This is a genomic window from Streptomyces sennicomposti (genome assembly GCF_019890635.1).
Lineage (GTDB): Bacteria > Actinomycetota > Actinomycetes > Streptomycetales > Streptomycetaceae > Streptomyces > Streptomyces sennicomposti.
On the sequence record NZ_JAIOAB010000020.1, the window covers coordinates 15237 to 32119 of the forward strand.

The 16883-nt window shown below is 71.5% G+C and carries 19 protein-coding genes and 1 pseudogene; 12 read left to right on the forward strand and 8 right to left on the reverse strand.

Annotation, left to right across the window (positions count from 1 at the left end):
- Nucleotides 1–46 precede the first annotated feature (46 nt).
- A complete protein-coding gene (locus tag K7787_RS14005; protein ID WP_019981691.1) occupies nt 47–820 on the forward strand; it encodes an SDR family NAD(P)-dependent oxidoreductase in 774 nt (257 codons plus the stop codon).
- 89 nt (nt 821–909) lie between these two features.
- Here the strand turns inward: K7787_RS14005 and K7787_RS14010 are convergent, their stop codons facing one another.
- The gene (locus tag K7787_RS14010; RefSeq protein WP_019981692.1) at nt 910–1131 is read right to left on the reverse strand and encodes a hypothetical protein; all 222 of its coding nucleotides are present in this window, start codon (nt 1129–1131) and stop codon (nt 910–912) included.
- A 211-nt stretch (nt 1132–1342) separates the two neighbouring features.
- Here K7787_RS14010 and K7787_RS14015 point away from each other — a divergent pair, with 211 nt between their 5' ends.
- The 4 genes from K7787_RS14015 (at nt 1343) to K7787_RS14030 (ending at nt 3726) form a co-directional block, all read left to right on the forward strand.
- On the forward strand, nt 1343–1699 hold the full coding sequence (locus K7787_RS14015) for a PadR family transcriptional regulator (RefSeq protein ID WP_231573818.1): 357 nt from the start codon (nt 1343–1345) through the stop codon (nt 1697–1699).
- Between the two features lie 17 nt (nt 1700–1716).
- On the forward strand, nt 1717–2157 hold the full coding sequence (locus K7787_RS14020) for a hypothetical protein (protein ID WP_019981694.1): 441 nt from the start codon (nt 1717–1719) through the stop codon (nt 2155–2157).
- A 296-nt stretch (nt 2158–2453) separates the two neighbouring features.
- Nucleotides 2454–3314 (forward strand): helix-turn-helix domain-containing protein, encoded by an 861-nt coding sequence (locus K7787_RS14025; protein WP_223001595.1) that lies wholly within the window; start codon nt 2454–2456, stop codon nt 3312–3314.
- A gap of 49 nt (nt 3315–3363) precedes the next feature.
- The gene (locus K7787_RS14030; protein ID WP_223001596.1) at nt 3364–3726 is read left to right on the forward strand and encodes a hypothetical protein; all 363 of its coding nucleotides are present in this window, start codon (nt 3364–3366) and stop codon (nt 3724–3726) included.
- On the opposite strand, the gene K7787_RS14035 is transcribed toward K7787_RS14030, so the two are convergent.
- Nucleotides 3662–3997 carry a hypothetical protein gene (locus K7787_RS14035; protein ID WP_156301899.1) on the reverse strand — a complete coding sequence of 112 codons (336 nt, stop codon included), beginning with the start codon at nt 3995–3997 and terminating at the stop codon, nt 3662–3664. The two genes, K7787_RS14030 and K7787_RS14035, sit on opposite strands and share 65 nt — an antisense overlap.
- Nucleotides 3994–4332 carry a DUF397 domain-containing protein gene (locus K7787_RS32265; protein WP_308036348.1) on the reverse strand — a complete coding sequence of 113 codons (339 nt, stop codon included), beginning with the start codon at nt 4330–4332 and terminating at the stop codon, nt 3994–3996. Before K7787_RS32265 ends, K7787_RS14035 begins: the two co-directional genes overlap by 4 nt.
- Nucleotides 4333–4466: 134 nt before the next feature.
- Here K7787_RS32265 and K7787_RS14045 point away from each other — a divergent pair, with 134 nt between their 5' ends.
- The 3 genes and pseudogenes from K7787_RS14045 to K7787_RS14055 all read left to right on the forward strand — a co-directional run bounded on the left by K7787_RS14045 (nt 4467) and on the right by K7787_RS14055 (nt 6311).
- The gene (locus K7787_RS14045; protein WP_223001622.1) at nt 4467–5174 is read left to right on the forward strand and encodes an ester cyclase; all 708 of its coding nucleotides are present in this window, start codon (nt 4467–4469) and stop codon (nt 5172–5174) included.
- A gap of 178 nt (nt 5175–5352) precedes the next feature.
- Nucleotides 5353–5619 (forward strand): annotated as a pseudogene (locus K7787_RS14050) (RNase A-like domain-containing protein); the annotation flags it as partial.
- A 23-nt stretch (nt 5620–5642) separates the two neighbouring features.
- Nucleotides 5643–6311: a contact-dependent growth inhibition system immunity protein gene (locus tag K7787_RS14055; protein WP_223001598.1), complete on the forward strand. Its 669-nt coding sequence runs from the start codon at nt 5643–5645 to the stop codon at nt 6309–6311.
- A gap of 197 nt (nt 6312–6508) precedes the next feature.
- Here K7787_RS14055 and groL read toward each other — a convergent pair whose 3' ends face one another.
- The 4 genes from groL to K7787_RS14075 all read right to left on the reverse strand — a co-directional run bounded on the left by groL (nt 6509) and on the right by K7787_RS14075 (nt 11449).
- A complete protein-coding gene (gene groL, locus K7787_RS14060) occupies nt 6509–8134 on the reverse strand; it encodes a chaperonin GroEL (protein ID WP_009190182.1) in 1626 nt (541 codons plus the stop codon).
- Between the two features lie 115 nt (nt 8135–8249).
- Complete coding sequence (gene groES / locus K7787_RS14065; RefSeq protein WP_009190181.1) at nt 8250–8558, reverse strand: co-chaperone GroES; 309 nt, start codon at nt 8556–8558, stop codon at nt 8250–8252.
- Nucleotides 8559–9347: 789 nt separating this feature from the next.
- Complete coding sequence (locus tag K7787_RS14070) at nt 9348–10196, reverse strand: polysaccharide deacetylase family protein (protein WP_308036349.1); 849 nt, start codon at nt 10194–10196, stop codon at nt 9348–9350.
- A 230-nt stretch (nt 10197–10426) separates the two neighbouring features.
- Complete coding sequence (locus K7787_RS14075) at nt 10427–11449, reverse strand: polysaccharide deacetylase family protein (RefSeq protein WP_247720870.1); 1023 nt, start codon at nt 11447–11449, stop codon at nt 10427–10429.
- 179 nt (nt 11450–11628) lie between these two features.
- On the opposite strand from K7787_RS14075, the gene K7787_RS14080 reads away from it, so the two are divergent.
- Entirely contained in the window at nt 11629–12825 is a 1197-nt protein-coding gene (locus K7787_RS14080) for a class I SAM-dependent methyltransferase (RefSeq protein WP_019981702.1), read from the forward strand.
- Between the two features lie 145 nt (nt 12826–12970).
- A complete protein-coding gene (locus K7787_RS14085) occupies nt 12971–13399 on the forward strand; it encodes a large conductance mechanosensitive channel protein MscL (RefSeq protein ID WP_169437572.1) in 429 nt (142 codons plus the stop codon).
- A 72-nt stretch (nt 13400–13471) separates the two neighbouring features.
- Here the strand turns inward: K7787_RS14085 and K7787_RS14090 are convergent, their stop codons facing one another.
- Entirely contained in the window at nt 13472–14500 is a 1029-nt protein-coding gene (locus tag K7787_RS14090; protein WP_169437571.1) for a LacI family DNA-binding transcriptional regulator, read from the reverse strand.
- A 145-nt stretch (nt 14501–14645) separates the two neighbouring features.
- Here K7787_RS14090 and K7787_RS14095 point away from each other — a divergent pair, with 145 nt between their 5' ends.
- The gene (locus K7787_RS14095; protein WP_223001599.1) at nt 14646–15956 is read left to right on the forward strand and encodes an ABC transporter substrate-binding protein; all 1311 of its coding nucleotides are present in this window, start codon (nt 14646–14648) and stop codon (nt 15954–15956) included.
- Nucleotides 15953–16867 (forward strand): carbohydrate ABC transporter permease, encoded by a 915-nt coding sequence (locus K7787_RS14100; protein WP_223001600.1) that lies wholly within the window; start codon nt 15953–15955, stop codon nt 16865–16867. The genes K7787_RS14095 and K7787_RS14100 overlap by 4 nt, the downstream gene beginning before the upstream one ends.
- Nucleotides 16868–16883: the final 16 nt, after the last annotated feature.

The following is a 16883-nucleotide window of genomic DNA, read 5'->3' on the forward strand; positions in this document are numbered from 1 at the left end:
GTGCGCAGATCGGAGGGGGGACGGCCCCGGCCACTAATCTTTCGCCATGACAACGGCTCTGATTACGGGATCGACCGCGGGCATCGGCGCCGCGTTCGCGCGGCGGCTGGCGGCGGACGGCCATGACCTCGTCCTGGTGGCGCGCGACACCGAACGGCTGACGGAGCAGGCGACCGAGCTGCACGACAAGCACGGCATCGAGGCGGAGGTGCTGACGGCCGACCTGGCGACGGACGAGGGCGTCGAGGCGGTCGCGGCCCGGCTCGGCGACCGCAGGAACCCGGTGGACCTGCTGGTCAACAACGCGGGCTTCGGCAACAAGGGCCGTTTCCTGGACGTGCCGATGGCCGACGAGCTGCGGATGCTCAAGGTGCACATCGAGGCGGTGCTGCGGCTGACGGCCGCGGCGACCGAGGCGATGCGCGAGCGCGGCCGGGGCGGCGTGGTGAACGTCGCCTCGGTGGCGGCGTTCGTGCCGCGCGGCACCTACGGCGCGTCGAAGGCGTGGGTCGTGCAGTTCACCCAGGGCGTGGCGCGCGACCTGGCCGGCAGCGGGGTGCGGCTGATGGCGCTGTGCCCGGGCTTCGTGCGCACCGAGTTCCACGAGCGGGCCGGGATGGGCACGGACAACATCCCGAACTGGATGTGGCTGGACGCGGACAAGCTGGTCGCGGCGGCCCTGGCGGATCTGGCCCGCGGCCGTACGGTGTCGATCCCCGACCCGCGCTACAAGGCGCTGATGGGCGTGGTGAAGCTGGCTCCGCGGGGCCTGCTGGGCGGGGTCACCTCGCGCACGGGCCGCAAGTACGGCCCGCAGTGACCGAGCCGGCTCCCACCGCGGCACACGGAAGGCCCCCGCCTCGCAAGGCGGGGGCCTTCTCCGTACCGGGCCTTCGGCCGCCGGCGGCGTTACGGCAGCGGCGGGGTGGAGCCCCACTGGAAGACGCTCCAGCCGGCCGTGACCCCGATCAGCCACAGCAGCATGGCCAGCGAGACATGGAGTTGAAGGTGCCTGCCCGCCCTGATCTCCAGGCCCCAGCGGTCGAGGCGGAAGTCCCACTTGGGGGGCTCGCCGCCGGTTCCGTCGACGCCGTTCCCGTTCCCGTTCCCGTTCTGCTCCTGCACGGCCATGTCCCGGTCCTCTCGTCACGCTCGGCGCTCGGAGCCTACAGACTACCTAACTTGAGAACAACCTAGGTAGAGATAGCTCCGGGCCTACGCCTACCCGGAGTTGGCGCGGGTATCCGGCGCTCCTCGGCCCCTTCGGCGCGAGACGGGACCTGATTCGGCCAATAAGTGGAGAACGAGTTAGGTGCTGGACAAGCTAGGTAGAGTTAGGTGTATGAGTGGACTTCGTATGACCATGCAGACCCAGCTGGTCCTCAAGGAGTTGCTCCAGCGCCCGACGGAGGCCCAATACGGGCTGACGGTCGGCCAGGCGGTGGGACTGCAGAGCGGAACCATCCATCCCATCCTGGCCCGCCTGCAGCGTGCGGGAATACTGGAGAGCTACTGGGAGGACCCCGATGAGCACGCGGCGGCCGATCCTCCCCGCCCCCGGCGCCGCTACTACAAGTTCACGACCGACGGCGCCGAACAGGCCCGGCTGGCCCTGGCCGGCGCCCATCAGAGCAAGCGCGCGAAGGCGTCCGGGGCGAACGGTCCCGTCGTGAATCCCAGGCCCGTCACGGACTTCTGATCGGACGTCACATCCTCATGGACACCGCTCTTTCGATCGCCGCCGGCCTGGCCACCGCGGGACTGGTCGTGTCCGCGCTGCTCCTGCTGTCGCTCCTGGCGCTGTCGCGCCGCGGAAGGACGGCGTCGGAAGCGGCCCACACGCTGACCGGACTGCTGCCCCGGCCCGTGAACGCCTTCTTCAGCCTCGTGGGCACCCTGGTCATCCGCCTGTCGGCCCGGCGCGGGGGGACCACGCGGGCCGCACGCAGGGACGCCCGGGTGGGCCTGTGGCTGCGCGCCATCGGCGGCCTCCTCCCCGAGGGAGAGGAGTGGCGCCGTGAGGAGATGATGGACGAACGCAACGCGCTGCGGCGTGAGCGCGGCCGTGTGCCCGTGCGCCACTATCTGCGCCTGCTCGCCTCGGTGGGCACCATCCGGTGGGAGGCGTGGCGGTACCCCGAGAGGCGGGTGGACTGAGACCCCCGGCATCCGGCCGCCCCGGCGGCCGCACCAGGTGAGGCCCCCATGGTCCGTGGGGGCCTCCTGCGTACCGGGAAGCGCGCCGCCGTACCGGCGGAGGCGACGGGAGACGCCGGGACCGGCGCGAGGCCGCGCCGGGAGGGCCACCGCACCCCGCCTCCGCACTTTCCGCCCATAGCCGTCGGCTAGTAGCAGAAAGCCATGGGCATAATGGAATGTCCCGTCGGCTTTCGGCTGTCCGTGCATGTCGGATGAAGTCCGGGGTAGGCGCACGACCCGGAAGGGAGCGACCGATGGCACCCCCTGTGGACCCCAGTCTCAACCGGCGCAAACTACGCCTCGTCCTGCGCAAGGCCCGCGAGGACGCCGACCTCACCCAGCGAGAGGCGGCCGAGCGCGTGGAGTGGTCCCAGTCCAAGCTGATCCGGGTGGAGACCGGCGCCGTCAGCGTCTCCGTCAGCGATCTGCGCGCGCTGGTGAACGTCTACGGCATCACCGATCAGGACCTGGTCGAGGAGTTGGAGGAGGCCGCGCGCGGCAGCAGGGGGCCGAGCTGGTGGTCCCGCTTCCACGACGTCGTCCCTCCCCCGTACGCCCAGTACCTCGGGTACGAGACCGCGGCGACCAGCCTGCGCACGTACCACCCGATCGTGATCCCCGGCCATCTGCAGACCCGCGCCTACGCCGAGGCGCTGCTCGCCCCGCGCGACGTCCCCGCCGACCGGCTCGACCGGGTGATCGAGCTGCGGATGGAGCGCCAGCGGCGGCTGTTCGAGGACGGCGCGCGGCTCAGCAGCGTGTGCGTCCTCGACGAGGCCGCCGTCCGGCGGGAGATCGGCGGGAAGGCCGTGCTGGCGGAGCAGCTCCAGCGGCTGCTGGACCTCAGCGCGCGGCCCGAGGTGACGATCCGGGTGCTGCCCTTCTCGGCCGGCGCCCACTACAGCACCATGGGCAGCTTCGTCCTGCTCGGCTTCGCCGACGACCGGGACCTGCTCTACCTGGAACACGCCACCGGCAGCATGGTCGGCGGCGAGGATCTGGAACTCCTGGAGCGCTACCAGCGGTGCTACGACGACATCTCGGACCGTGCGCTCGGCGCGTCGCAGTCGCTCGACCTGATCGGCCGCATCAAGCAGGACCTCGGCGTGGGCTAGGCCCCGCGACAGCAACCGCCGGTGCCGGAACCAGGGGGAGGACGACGACGTGGCCAGGTCAGCGTGGCGGCGACGGCGCGAGCTGACGCGCACTCGTGCGGACACGGCGCAGGGGTCGCCCGCGCGGCCCGGCCCCGACCGCCCGGCGGCCGTCGGTCTGATCGCGTGCCTCGCGGCCGTCGTCGTGGTGAGCCTCGCGATCATCGTCGGCGAGGCGATATCCGGGCGTCTGAAGCTGCCCTGGGGAGGGCTGTTCACCACCCTCACGGCGGGGCTGGTGCTGAGCGTCGCCGTGATCTCGGCCGTGTGGTGGGCGGTCGGCGCGCGGCAGCGCCGCAGAACCGCCCCTACCGGGGGGAGCCCGCCCGTGGGGCGTACGGAAGACGGTCAGAACTCGGTGGAGACGCTGTGACGGAGTGACCGCCGCGCCACAGGCCGATGCTCACCGAGACGGCGAGCAGGACGACCGCCCACAGCACCCGCTTGGCGAGCAGGCTCTCCACCAGCAGGGAGGCGGCGGTCGCCGTGGCCGTGGCCGCCGTTCCCGCGGCGAGCAGGAAGAGCGCGGCGCCGCCCATGCCGGCGGATCGGGGCCGGTCCCCGCGACGCGGACGCCGTGCTGCTGACCGTTCGAACTCCATCGCGGCCACACACCTCCTGCCGACGGCCTGCAAGAACGTCATGATCGCTCCAGCTCTCCTCGTGACACGGCACGGAGGAAACCCGTCCAGGCCGGGGCGGTGAAGTGCAGCGCGGACGCGGCGGACTTCTTCGAGTCGCGCGTGAGCACGTGGTCCGCTCGCACGGCGACCTCCAGGCACTCCATCTCGTTGCCGCAAGCGCTGCTTCTACGCCATAAGGGTCGCCCCTCATGAACCACCGCGGTCCCCCCGATCCCCCGAGCTGCCCGAATGGTGCCCTCCGATGGTAGTGGGCCTTCGTCCACCACCGCAGGCGAGTACCCGGAATCCTTGGGCGAACATTCGCCCGGCGCACTCGAAGAGCTACGAAGAGTCACCTCTTGTCCAGGTTAGGGCACACTCGCCCCGGCCCGCCATACGGGAACCGGCCCATTCGCCGTACGACCCCGGACGCCCTTCCGGTGCGAAAATGACAGGGACGAACCGGGACGAAGGGGTGGAGGCGGCGGTCATGACCTTCGTACAGCTCATCGAGTGCAGGACGAGCCGGGTCGACGAGATGAACCGGCTGATCGACACCTGGGTCGAGCGGACCGGCGGCCGGCGCGGCGCGACGCACGCGCTGGTCGGCAAGGACCGGTCGGACGGCTCGCACCTCGTGGAGATGGTGGAGTTCCCCTCCTACGAGGAGGCGATGCGGAACTCGAATTTCCCGGAGACCGACGAGGTCTTCCGCGGCATGGTCGCGCTCTGCGACGAGCTGCCCGTCTTCACCGACCTGGAGGTCGTCCGCGACGAGCGGCTCTACGGCCCTGCGGTACGGCAGTTGTTCGACACGCTCGCCACGGCGGGTGAACTGCCGCCGCTGAACGACCTGTTCGACGAGGACTGCCACAGCCACGACCCGATCGAGGCGGGGCCGACGATCGGTCTGGACGCGATCCGGCGCGAGTTCCGCATGTGGCGGGACGCCTTCGACTTCGCCTTCACGGTCGAGGATCTGATCGCCCAGGACGACCGCGTGTGCGCCCGCTGGACCTGGACCGGCGTCCACAAGGGCGAGTTCCTCGGCATCGCCCCCACCGGCGAACGGGTCACCATGACCGGGATGACCCTCTTCCGCTTCGGCCCGCACGGCAAGCTGACCGAGACCTGGTGGCAACACGACCAACTCGGCCTGCTGCAACAACTGGGCGCACTGGACGAGTTGGAGGAGTAGCACTCCGCCCTCACGGCCCCGTCCTCACGGCTTCGGGCGGACACCGTCCGCGACGGTTGCGTCCACCGAGTCGTAGCGCGTCGCGCCTTCCCGCTCCTGACGGGCATGTGGTGGCCCGCGGCCGACGTCGACGGGCTGCGGCGCGGCTGCGAGCGGAGCCGGAGAGGGACACTCGCGCTACGTGGACGAAGCGTCCGCGCAGAAGGCGACCGACGGCGTGGTGCTCATGCGGCAGAAGGAGATCGAGGCGTGGCTCGCCAGGAACAGGAGCCGCAAGCTCGAACTGGAAGCCCACTTCGACGACCACACCGGCCTGAGCCTGTCCCGTGCGAACTTCGTCCAGGGAGCTCCGCCGGAATGGGTGAAGGGTGCCAGAGTGATTCTCAAGCGCGATCCGTCGGCCGAGATGGGCTACCGCGTCCTCACCTCCTATCCCGTCCCCTAGAACCAGACAGGCCTACAGCGACGATGACACCGGTGGACGACCGCTTTCACGAACTGCGTCAGCTTCTGCAGGCGTACGAACAGCCCGGTCACGCCTTCGACGACACGTGGGAAGCGGCCGGTACGGCCCTGAGCGCGTATCTCCGGGTGGCTGCCCACGCGCCGGAGCGGGCGGCCGAAGCGGCGCGAGAGATCAGGGACCTTCTGGCCCTCGGACTCTTCGACGAGGAGATCGCCGACGATGTCGATCTGCTCCCGCACATCGCGCCGCCTCCGGGCGCCGGCGTGGAGGACTGCCTGCGCGTCGTCCTGCACCATCTGGAGCGCTTCCTCGCGTCCCCTGCGGCTCCCCGTCCCTCGGCGCGTCCTTCGATCGCGTGGGAGTGGCGGGAGCGGTTCCCGGCGTTGGCCCATCTGCTCGGAGCGTACTTCTACCAGGACAGCCTGGAACTCGAGTACCAGTCCCATGCCCAGGCCGTGGACGACTACCTTTCCGGTGAACCGGTCGAGGACATGAGGCGAGCCGCGTCCGACATCACGGAGTTCCTGGCCCTGAACCCGTCGGAGGACGAGCTCCACGAGGCGGCGGCGGCACTCGGCCTCAGCGAGCCCCCGCCCGCGGGCGTCTCACTGCGCCAGTGGCTCACCGACGTCCGAGGCATCATCATGCACCGCCTGCGCGGCACGGCCTGACAGCGGGCGAGCGGCACCCGACGGGCGGCATCGGGCTTCTGCCAGGGCCCGACAGGCCCGAGGCTCGACAGGCCCGACACCCTCGCTCGGCAGCAGAGCGCCCGACGCACGGCGCCCGGCGCCCCCGAAGGGGTGCCGGGCGCCGGTTGTTCCACTCGAGCGGCTGGTCGGTCAGGCGCTCGGGTCAGGGTGTCGCGTCAGTGGGCGTGGCCGTGGCTGTGGCCCGCGGCGGCCGGCTCTTCCTCTTCCTTCTTCTCGACGACCAGGGTCTCGGTCGTCAGCAGGAGGGAGGCGATGGAGGCGGCGTTCTCCAGGGCGGAGCGGGTGACCTTGACCGGGTCGATGACGCCGGCCTTGACCAGGTCGCCGTACTCGCCGGTGGCGGCGTTGTAGCCGCTGCCCTTCTCCAGCTCGGCCACCTTGGAGACGATGACGTAGCCCTCCAGGCCGGCGTTCTCGGCGATCCAGCGCAGCGGCTCGACGGCGGCCTTGCGGACGACCGAGACACCGGTGGCCTCGTCGCCGGTCTTGTCGAGGTTGCCCTCGAGGACCTTGACGGCGTGGACCAGCGCGGAGCCGCCACCGGAGACGATGCCCTCCTCGACCGCGGCGCGGGTCGCGGAGATGGCGTCCTCCAGACGGTGCTTCTTCTCCTTCAGCTCCACCTCGGTGGCGGCGCCGACCTTGATCACGCACACGCCGCCGGCCAGCTTCGCGAGGCGCTCCTGGAGCTTCTCGCGGTCCCAGTCGGAGTCGGTGTTCTCGATCTCGGCCTTGATCTGGGCGACGCGACCCTCGACGTCCGCCTTCTCACCGGCGCCGTCGACGATCGTGGTGTCGTCCTTGGTGACGGTGACGCGGCGGGCGGAGCCGAGCACGTCCAGGCCGACCTGGTCGAGCTTGAGGCCGACCTCCTCGGAGATGACCGTGGCGCCGGTCAGGACCGCCATGTCCTGGAGCATCGCCTTGCGGCGGTCGCCGAAGCCGGGGGCCTTGACGGCGGTGGCGTTGAAGGTGCCGCGGATCTTGTTGACGACCAGGGTCGACAGGGCCTCGCCCTCGACGTCCTCGGCGATGATCAGCAGCGGCTTCGAGGCGTTCGCCTGGATGATCTTCTCCAGCAGCGGCAGCAGGTCCGCGATGGAGGAGATCTTGCCCTGGTGGATCAGGATGTACGGGTCGTCGAGGACGGCCTCCATACGCTCCTGGTCGGTGACGAAGTACGGGGACAGGTAGCCCTTGTCGAAGGCCATGCCCTCGGTGAAGTCCAGCTCCAGACCGAAGGTGTTGGACTCCTCGACGGTGATGACACCGTCCTTGCCGACCTTGTCCATCGCCTCGGCGATCAGCTCGCCGACCTGCTGGTCCTGGGCGGACAGCGCGGCCACGGCGGCGATGTCGGACTTCTCGTCGATCGGGCGGGCCGAGGCGAGCAGGTCGTCGGAGACGGCCTTGACCGCGGCGTCGATGCCCTTCTTCAGCAGCGCCGGGGAGGCGCCGGCGGCGACGTTCTTGAGGCCCTCGCGCACCAGCGCCTGGGCGAGCACGGTGGCGGTGGTGGTGCCGTCGCCCGCGATGTCGTTGGTCTTGGTCGCCACCTCCTTCACCAGCTGCGCGCCGAGGTTCTCGTACGGGTCCTCGATCTCCACCTCGCGGGCGATGGTGACGCCGTCGTTGGTGATGGTCGGGGCGCCGAACTTCTTGTCGATGACGACGTTGCGGCCCTTGGGGCCGATCGTCACCTTCACCGTGTCGGCAAGCTTGTTGACGCCGCGCTCGAGGGCGCGACGGGCGTCCTCGTCGAACTTCAGGATCTTCGCCATGGCAGCGGGAGCCCTCTCGGAAATCTAGGGTGAAAAGCGCCGCGCCCCGGACGCCCGGCTTCTTAACGGTCGCGGGGGCCAGGGGCGCAGCTCACAGCATGAACGCTGAGGTGACTTACTTCTCGATGATCGCGAGCACGTCGCGGGCCGAGAGAACGAGGTACTCCTCGTTGTTGTACTTCACCTCGGTGCCGCCGTACTTGCTGTAGAGCACGACGTCGCCGACCTTGACGTCGAGCGGAAGACGGTTGCCGTCCTCGAAGCGGCCCGGGCCCACGGCCAGGACGACGCCCTCCTGGGGCTTCTCCTTGGCGGTGTCCGGAATGACCAGGCCCGAAGCCGTGGTCTGCTCGGCGTCGAGCGGCTGGACCACGATGCGGTCCTCGAGCGGCTTGATGGCAACCTTGGAGCTGGCGGTCGTCACGATCCGACCTCCCCCTTCGGAGATCTCACGGGGTTAACTGTCTGAGGTGGCGACCAGGTCGATCCGTCGTCGCGGGTGCCGGACCTGCCCGTCGCTTTGTTGGCACTCTCCAGGGGGGAGTGCCAGACCTGAGACTATGACCGTCGTTAGCACTCGGTCAAGCGGAGTGCCAATTGCCTGCGGCGCGTCGGGGGTGGGGGCGCGTTTTGTCGTACGTGTGTGCGAAGTTGCCGTGTCCTGGGGGTGGACGTCCCTGGGGACTGCGCCCCCAGACCCCCGCTGTCGGCCTGAACGGCCTCGTCCTCAAGCGCCGGACGGGCTGGGTGTACCGACCGGGGGAGGCGCAAGTGCCCCCGGCTCTTCCCGTCCCGCCCCCTTCCCCGGCGTCCGGGTTTGTACGACCGTAGGGTCATGCGGTCACGTTCCACTCCTTCGGGCGCGGTCACCGGCGGGCTTGTGTTCCTGCTCGTGCTGGTGGCGGACGCGACGGGCGGGCTGCTGCTCGTCATCGTGCTCGCCGTGCGCGGGCTCGGCCGGGTGGAGGCGCCGGGCGGCGGGCCCGCCGGGGCGCCGCCGGGCGATCTGGTCCCGGCGCTGCTGTACGGCGGCTTCGCGCTGGCGGCCGGGGCGGCCGGGGTGCTGCTGGTGCGCGGCGGGGCCCGGTTCACCGGCGCGACGCAGCTCGTGCTCGCCGTGGTCGTCGCGGGCGCCGCGCTCGGCGCGTGGCGCGACACGCACGACCGCGACCGCTTCCCCGCCACGTCCCCCTCCGACCGGCTGGTCGACGCCTCACAGGTAGTCCTGCAACCGCCCCACCGTCAGGCCCTCGCCCTCGATCCGGCGCAGCAGCCGGGTCGTGCGCTCGCGCAGGCCGGGGCCGCCCCGGTCGTCGTCGTCCGAGGTGACCAGGACGATGTCGCCGGGGCGTAGCGCGGCCCCGCCGTGGGTGAAGCGCAGGCCGGTCCCGGTCAGCGCGGCGCGCCACAGGATGACGGCCGAGACGCCGCAGTCGGCGGCGGCGCGCAGCGTCGTGGTGTCGTACGCGCCGTAGGGCGGTCTCAGGAGGCGGGGGCGGACGCCGAAGCGGGCGTGCAGCTTGTCGCGCTGGCCGCAGATCTCGGCGCGCTGCCCGGCGTAGGGCAGACCGCGCAGCGCGGGATGGTCCAGGGTGTGGTTCTGCAGGTCCGCGCCGACCGACAGCAGGCGCGCGAAGTGCCCGTAGCCGGGCCCCACGACGCTGTCGGTGAGGAACATGCTGACCGGAAGCCGCAGTTCGCGGACCATGTCGACGAACTGCGGGTCCCGCTCGGCCTCGTCGTCGTAGGTGAGGAAGACGACCCGGTCGGCGGTGGCGACGTGGTCCACGACCGCGGGCAGTGCGGGCGGCCGGGTGGCGAGGTCCAGGGGGCGGGCCGGCGGGCGCGGCGGCGCGGGCAGCGGGGCGTCGAGACCCCAGCGGCGGTACGACTGCGGGGCGGGCGGGCGCTCGGGCGGCTCGGGCGGCTCGGACGGTACCCGCCGCGCCGCCTCACGCCCCAGCCGCCCGACCGGATCGACCGGGGCGACCGGATCGACCGGGTCGGCCGGGTCGGCCGGGTCGGCCGGGGACGCGCAGCCGGCCGCGAGCAGCGGCAGCACGGCGAGGAGCAGGACCGCGAGGAGCGGGACCGCGGGGGCTCGCCGCGCCGCCGGCCGGCCGGCGGACGCCGCTCCGGTCGTGGCGCCGGGGCGCGGCGCCGCCTCCGGCCCGGCTCCCGGTGCCGTGGCCCGCCCGGCTCCCGGCCCCGTACCCCGCCCGACTCCCGGTCCCGCGTCCCGCGCGGCTCCCGGCTCCGTGCCCGGCCGGCCGCGCCGCCGCCGCCGCGGTCTCACAGGTAGTCCTCCAGCCGGGCCACCGCGAATCCCTGGGCGGTCACGTAGTTCAGGAACCGGCGCATGTCGTCGACCATCGTGCCGTTCCACTCGTTCCGGCCCCGGAAGTGGGTGAGGACGATGTCGCCGCGGCGCATCTTCTGGTCGTCCTCGCGGAACTCCCAGTGGTCGACGTAGACCTCCTCGTTCCAGATCGGCGCGTACTTGATGCCGCAGGACTTGGCGGCAACCAGGGAGTCCTGGTTGTAGTTGCCGTAGGGGAAGCGCACGACGGTGGGGCGCCTGCCGAACTGCCTCTGCATGATGTCCTGCATGTCGCAGATCTCGTGCCGCTGGTCCTCGTAGGACAGGCCCGGCAGGTACGGGTGGTGCAGGGTGTGGTTGTTGAGGGTGACCCCGGCGTCGCGCATCGTGCGGAAGTAGCCGTAGTCGTCCTTGATCAGGTAGTCGCTGAGGAAGGCCGTGTACGGGATCTTCAGCTCGCTCATCATCCGCAGGAACTCGGGGTCCTTGTCGGCGCCGTCGTCGATGGTGAGGAAGACGACCTTGTCCTCGGTGGGGACGGTGGTGAAGACCGGGGGCAGGTCCCAGTCCTCCTGGTGGTCCACCTCGAAGCCGGGGCGCGCGGTGATCCTCGGTTTGACGGCGGGCGGTGCGGGCGGGGTGAGCGGGACCTGCCGCAGGCCCCAGCGCTTGGCCGCGGCGGCGCGGGCGGCGGTGGCGGCGCGCAGCCGGGTGGCGTACGAGTCGAGGGCGCGGGCGGGGGGCGCCTGGAGGCGCTGCTGGCCCTGGGCGGGCGGTACGGGGGTGTCCGGCCGTGAGCAGCCCGCCGCGAGGGCAGAGACGGCGAGGACGGCGAGTGCGGCGCGGGTGGCGAGGCGGCGGCCGGTCCATCGGCCGACCCATCGGCCGGTCCGTCCACCGGTCCGTCCGCCGACTCGGTGACCGTCCTGGTGGCCGATCCGGTGACCGACCCGTCGATACGCGGTCTTTTTATCAGTTTGTACTACTAGTCTCATGGCGCCGGATCCTCCCAGCACACCCCCCGGAACCCACGCCGACACCGCGACCGTCGCCCCACCTTCCCCCGACCGGCCCAACGAGCGACCGCCCCGGCCGGTCCGGGGGACCGCGACCGACCATCACCCACACCCGCCCCACCGCCCCGGCCCCTCCCCCGCTGCCCGACAATGACCCGGTGAACGACCCACAGGCCGCCGCCCCGCTCCACGCCTTCGCCGCGCTGCTCACCGACGAGGGCCGGGCCCTCCTGGACGAGGTGCACGGCACCGACCCCGCCGACGAACTCGCCGTCGCCACCCGGCTGCGCCGCGAGCACCCCGCCGCACTGGTGTCGGCGGCGCTCGGCCAGGCCCGGCTGCGGCAGCGGGCCGCGGCGAAGTTCGGGGCGGCGGACGCGCGCCGGATGTTCTTCACGCCCCACGGCGTCGAGCAGTCCACCCGGGCGAGCGTGGCCGCGTACCGGGCGGCGCGGCTGACTCAGGCGGGCGTGACCTCGCTCGCCGACCTGTGCTGCGGGATCGGCGGCGACGCGATCGCGCTGGCCCGCGCCGGGGTCCGCGTCCTCGCCGTGGACCGGGACCCGCTCACCGCCGCCGTGGCCCGCGCGAACGCCGGGGCGCTGGGCCTCGCGGACCTGATCGAGGTGCGGGAGGCGGACGTCACGGAGGTGGACACCGCGCCGTACGACGCGGTCTTCGTGGACCCGGCGCGCCGGGGCGGCCGCGGCCGGATCTTCGACCCGGAGGCCTACTCGCCGCCGCTGTCCTGGGCCGTCGAGGCCGCTCTCCGCGCGCCGCGCGCCGCGCTGAAGGTCGCCCCCGGCATCCCGCACGAGGCCGTGCCGCCGCAGGCCGAGGCGGAGTGGATCTCCGACGGCGGCGACGTGAAGGAGGCCGTGCTCTGGTTCGGCGCCGAGCCGGGCCTGGTCCGGGCGACACTGCTGCCCGGCCCGCACAGCCTGCGCGGACGCGGTCTGCCCGACCCCGAAGTGCGGCCCGTGGGACGCTACTTGTACGAGCCGGACGGCGCGGTCGTCCGCGCCCATCTGGTCGCCGAGGTCGCCGACGCGCTCGACGGCGGCCTGATCGACGCGACCATCGCCTACGTCACCGCCGACGCCCTGCGCCCCACCCCGTACGCCACCGCCTACGAGATCACCGACCGGCTCCCGTTCAACGTCAAGAAGCTCAAGGCGCTGCTGCGCGAGCGCGAGGTGGGCGTGCTGACGGTGAAGAAGCGGGGCTCGGCGGTCGAGCCGGAGGAACTGCGCCGCAAGGTGCTGCCCAAGCCGTACGGGCGCGCCGCGGTGACCGTCTTCCTCACCCGGGTCGCCGGCGCCCCGGCCATGCTCCTCGGCCACCCGGCCGGGTGAGGCCCCCGGTGCTCCCCTGAGAGCGCGCACCCGCGCCCCCGCCCGAAGACCCTCGCCCGGAGGTTCCCCCAGTCGGACGCGCCCCGCATGCACTCCCGGCCCGCCGCCCCGAGACTGGCCGTGTCGAGTGGAGGCGAGGAGAGTCATGCTGCGGGGCTTCAAGAACTTCCTGATGCGCGGCGATGTCATCGTCGTGGCCGTCGGCCTGATCGTCGCCCTGGCGTTCAGCACGCTGATCAAGGCGTTCACCGACAACGTGATCAACCCGATCATCGCCCGCGCGCAGGGCGACTCGTCGCCCGGTCTCGGCTGGCAGCTCGGCAAGCCGGGCAACACCGCGACCTATCTGGACATCGGGGCGTTCATCTCGGCGCTGATCTACTTCCTCGTGTTCATGGCGGTCGTGTACTTCCTGATCGTCGTGCCGTACAAGCACGTCCAGTCGCGCCGGGGCGTGACGGTCTTCGAGGAGGACGGGCCCGTCAAGACCTGCCCGGCCTGTCTGTCGGAGGACCTGCCCGAGGCCGCCGCCAAGTGCCGTTACTGCGGCACCGCGCAGCCCGCCCCGGTCTGATCCGACCCCGTCTCCACCCCGTCTTCGAAACTTTCGAAGGCGGTCCTGGCGCCGGGCTGCCGGCCTCCCGCCTCACTCCCCCGGCGGCGCCGTGCTGCTGCGCACCACCAGGCTGGTCGCCAGCTCCACCCGGGTCGCCACCGGCGCCTCTTCCTCGCGCCCCAGGTCCAGGACCAGCTTCGTCGCCGCCTCGGCCATCTCGGTCAGCGGCTGGCGCACGGTCGTCAGCGGCGGCCCCACCCAGCGGGCCACCGGCAGGTCGTCGAAGCCGACCACGCTCAGGTCCTCCGGGACGCGCAGCCCCAGTTCGCGTGCCGCCTCGTAGAGGCCGAGGGCCTGGAGGTCGTTGCCGGCGAAGACGGCGGTCGGGCGGTCCGCGCGGCGCAGCAGCTTCAGCCCGAGCCGGTAGCCGGCCTCGTGGTGGAAGTCGCCGGCCACGATCAGCGACGGGTCCACCGGCAGCCCGGCCGTCTCCAGCGCCGCGCGGTAGCCGTCCACGCGGGCGCGGCTGCACATCATCCGCGACGGCCCGCTGATCGCGCCGATCCGGGTGTGGCCCAGTTCGACCAGGTGCCGGGTGGCGGCGAGGCCGCCCTGCCAGTTGGTCGCGCCGATCGAGGGCACGTCGGCGCCCGGGTCGCCGGCCGGGTCCATCACCACGAACGGGATGGACCGGCTGGTCAGCAGCGCCCGCTGGGACTCGTCCAGGCCGGACAGCACCAGGACGACGCCGTGCGGGCGGCGGGCGGCGACCTGGTCGGCCCAGCTGCGGCCGGGCACGAGCCGGCCCGCGCTCTCGGAGAGCACCACGCTCAGGCCCGCGTCCCGCGCCACGTTCTCCACGCCCCGGATGACCTCCATCGCCCAGGCGCTCTCCAGCTCGTGGAAGACGACGTCGATCAGCGGCGAGCGGGTCGCCTCGGCGCGGCGGCGCCGGTAGCCGTGGGCGCGCAGCAGGTCCTCGACCCGGCTGCGGGTCCCCGGTGCGACATCGGCACGTCCGTTGAGCACCTTCGAAACAGTCGGAGCTGACACCCCGGCCTCGCGGGCGATCTCAGCGAGGGTGGCGGTGCGCGTTCCTGCGGGCTTCGTCGGTTTCATGGTCGCGATCGTATCTCTGCGCGACCCCTTGACGAAGCCCCTCGCACGTCTTACGTTCCCGGAACATTCGAAGTCGTATCCGAAACATTCGGGTCCTGGACGACGTGTCCCGCCCGAGCCCAACTCTCGTGAGAGGTGCCGTCACATGGAGTCCTACAGCAGGCGCTGGTTCCTCGGCGCCGGCGCCACCCTCGTCTCGGCCGCCGGGCTCACCGCCTGCGGGTCCGGCAGCGGTTCCGGCGGCTCGGGCGGCGGCGCCATCACGGCGATGGTGTACGGCGACGACGCGGTGAAGATCCAGGTCAAGTCGGTGGACCGGTTCAACGCCTCGGCCGACGCCAAGCGCACCAAGGGCAAGGTGAAGCTGCAGAAGATCCCCGGCTCGGAGTACCCGGCCAAGCTGCGCACGGCGATGGGCTCCCCCAACGCGCCGGACGTGTTCTTCAACTGGGGCGGCGGCTCGATCAAGGCGTACCGGGACGCGAACCAGCTGGTGGACCTCACCGGCACCATCGAGTCCGACCCGGTCCTCAAGAACGGCTTCCTGCCCTCGGTGCTCACGGCGGGCGCGCTCGGCGGGAAGAACTACGGCATCCCGATGCGCGGCATGCAGCCGGTGATCCTCTTCTACAACAAGACCCTCTTCGCCGAGCAGAAGCTCCAGCCGCCCACCAGCTGGGACCAGCTGCTCGACAACAACGCCAAGCTGAAGAAGGCCGGGATCACGCCGTTCGCGCTCGGCGGCTCCGACATCTGGCCCGAACTGATGTGGCTGGAGTACCTGGTCGACCGCATCGGCGGCCCCGAGGTCTTCGACAGGATCAAGAACGGCGACTCCTCCGGCTGGGACGACCCGGCCGTGCTGAAGGCGGCCGAGACGGTCCGGCAGCTCATCGACGACGGCGCCTTCGGCAAGGGCTACAGCTCGGTGGCGTACACCAACGGCGGCGCGCCCGCCATGTTCGCCAAGGGCAAGGCGGCGATGCACCTGATGGGCTCGTGGGAGTACTCCACGCAGCTCGGCAAGTTCCCGGACTTCGCCAAGAAGGACCTGGGCTGGTGCGCCTTCCCGAAGTACGACGGCGGCGCCGGCGACATCCGCAACGTCGTCGGCAACCCCACCAACTACTGGTCGGTGAACGCCCGTACGTCCAACAAGGACGCGGCGATCGCCTTCCTGCGCGACTGCGCCTCCGAGGCGTACACCAAGGACCTGATCGCCAACGGCGACGTCCCGGCCACCGCCAACGCGGCCGGCCTGCTGGACGCCTCGCCGAACCCGGAGTTCGCGAAGTTCCAGTACCAGATGGTGCAGCAGGCCCCGGCGTTCACGCTGAGCTGGGACCAGGCGGTGGACCCGGACGTGCAGACGCCGATGCTGACCGAGATCAACAAGCTGTTCGTGGGCAAGTCGTCGCCGAGCCGGTTCGTCGCGGCGCTCAAGGGGCTGAAGTGAGCCCGTCGGTCACCACCCGGACCAAGGGCGGCGCCGGGGCGGGGGTGCGGGCCGGGGCGGGGGTGCGGGCCGGGCGACCGAACGCCGCCTGGGCGCTGCCCGCCGTCCTGTTCTTCGGCTTCTTCGCCGTCGTCCCGATGGCGCTGGCCTTCTACCTGTCTTTCACGAAGTGGAACGGCCTCGGCGATCCGCAGCCCGCCGGCCTCGCCAACTGGCGCAAGCTGCTGGACGATCCCCGGCTGACCCAGTCCCTGACGGTGACCGTGCTGCTGACCGTGGTCAGCTGGGTCTTCCAGACCGTCGTCTCGCTGCTGCTCGGCGTCTGGGCGGCCGGCCGCCAGCGCAACCGGGCGATCCTGTCCGCGGTCTTCTTCGTGCCGTTCCTGCTCTCCTCGACGGCGATCTCGCTGCTCTTCTACGCCCTGCTCGACCCGAACTTCGGCCTCGTGCGCGGCGACACGCTCGGCAGCACCTCGGGCGCCTTCCTGGCGATCGTCTTCGTCGGCGGCTGGCAGTTCATCCCCTTCCACACCCTGATCTACCAGGGCGGCGCCCGGCAGATCCCCGAGGTGCTCTACCAGGCCGCCGCGATGGACGGCGCCGGCCGCTGCCGCCAGTTCCTCTCCATCACCCTGCCCCAGCTGCGCAACACGGCGACCACGTCCGGCGTGCTGATGATCGTCGGCTCGCTGACGTACTTCGAGACGGTCCTGATCCTCACCCAGGGCGGCCCGGGCACCGACACCGCGATCCTGCCGTACCTGATGTACGAGGCGGGCTTCAAGAACTACGACTTCGGCTACGCGAGCGCCGTCGCGTCGTTCCTCGTCGTGGCCGCCACCGCGCTCTCGCTCCTGCTGGTCCGGCTGACCGGCTTCGGCGCCATGCGCAGCACCAGGGAAGGAATGTGACGCAGTGTCACACGAT

Coding starts and splice junctions, on each gene's coding strand:
- K7787_RS14005 (WP_019981691.1), top strand. CDS start 47: ATGACAACGGCTCTGATTACGGGATCGACCGCGGGCATCGGCGCCGCG.
- K7787_RS14010 (WP_019981692.1), bottom strand. CDS start 1,131: ATGGCCGTGCAGGAGCAGAACGGGAACGGGAACGGGAACGGCGTCGAC.
- K7787_RS14015 (WP_231573818.1), top strand. CDS start 1,343: ATGAGTGGACTTCGTATGACCATGCAGACCCAGCTGGTCCTCAAGGAG.
- K7787_RS14020 (WP_019981694.1), top strand. CDS start 1,717: ATGGACACCGCTCTTTCGATCGCCGCCGGCCTGGCCACCGCGGGACTG.
- K7787_RS14025 (WP_223001595.1), top strand. CDS start 2,454: ATGGCACCCCCTGTGGACCCCAGTCTCAACCGGCGCAAACTACGCCTC.
- K7787_RS14035 (WP_156301899.1), bottom strand. CDS start 3,997: ATGACGTTCTTGCAGGCCGTCGGCAGGAGGTGTGTGGCCGCGATGGAG.
- K7787_RS14045 (WP_223001622.1), top strand. CDS start 4,467: ATGACCTTCGTACAGCTCATCGAGTGCAGGACGAGCCGGGTCGACGAG.
- K7787_RS14055 (WP_223001598.1), top strand. CDS start 5,643: ATGACACCGGTGGACGACCGCTTTCACGAACTGCGTCAGCTTCTGCAG.
- groL (WP_009190182.1), bottom strand. CDS start 8,134: ATGGCGAAGATCCTGAAGTTCGACGAGGACGCCCGTCGCGCCCTCGAG.
- K7787_RS14075 (WP_247720870.1), bottom strand. CDS start 11,449: ATGAGACTAGTAGTACAAACTGATAAAAAGACCGCGTATCGACGGGTC.
- K7787_RS14085 (WP_169437572.1), top strand. CDS start 12,971: ATGCTGCGGGGCTTCAAGAACTTCCTGATGCGCGGCGATGTCATCGTC.
- K7787_RS14090 (WP_169437571.1), bottom strand. CDS start 14,500: ATGAAACCGACGAAGCCCGCAGGAACGCGCACCGCCACCCTCGCTGAG.
- K7787_RS14095 (WP_223001599.1), top strand. CDS start 14,646: ATGGAGTCCTACAGCAGGCGCTGGTTCCTCGGCGCCGGCGCCACCCTC.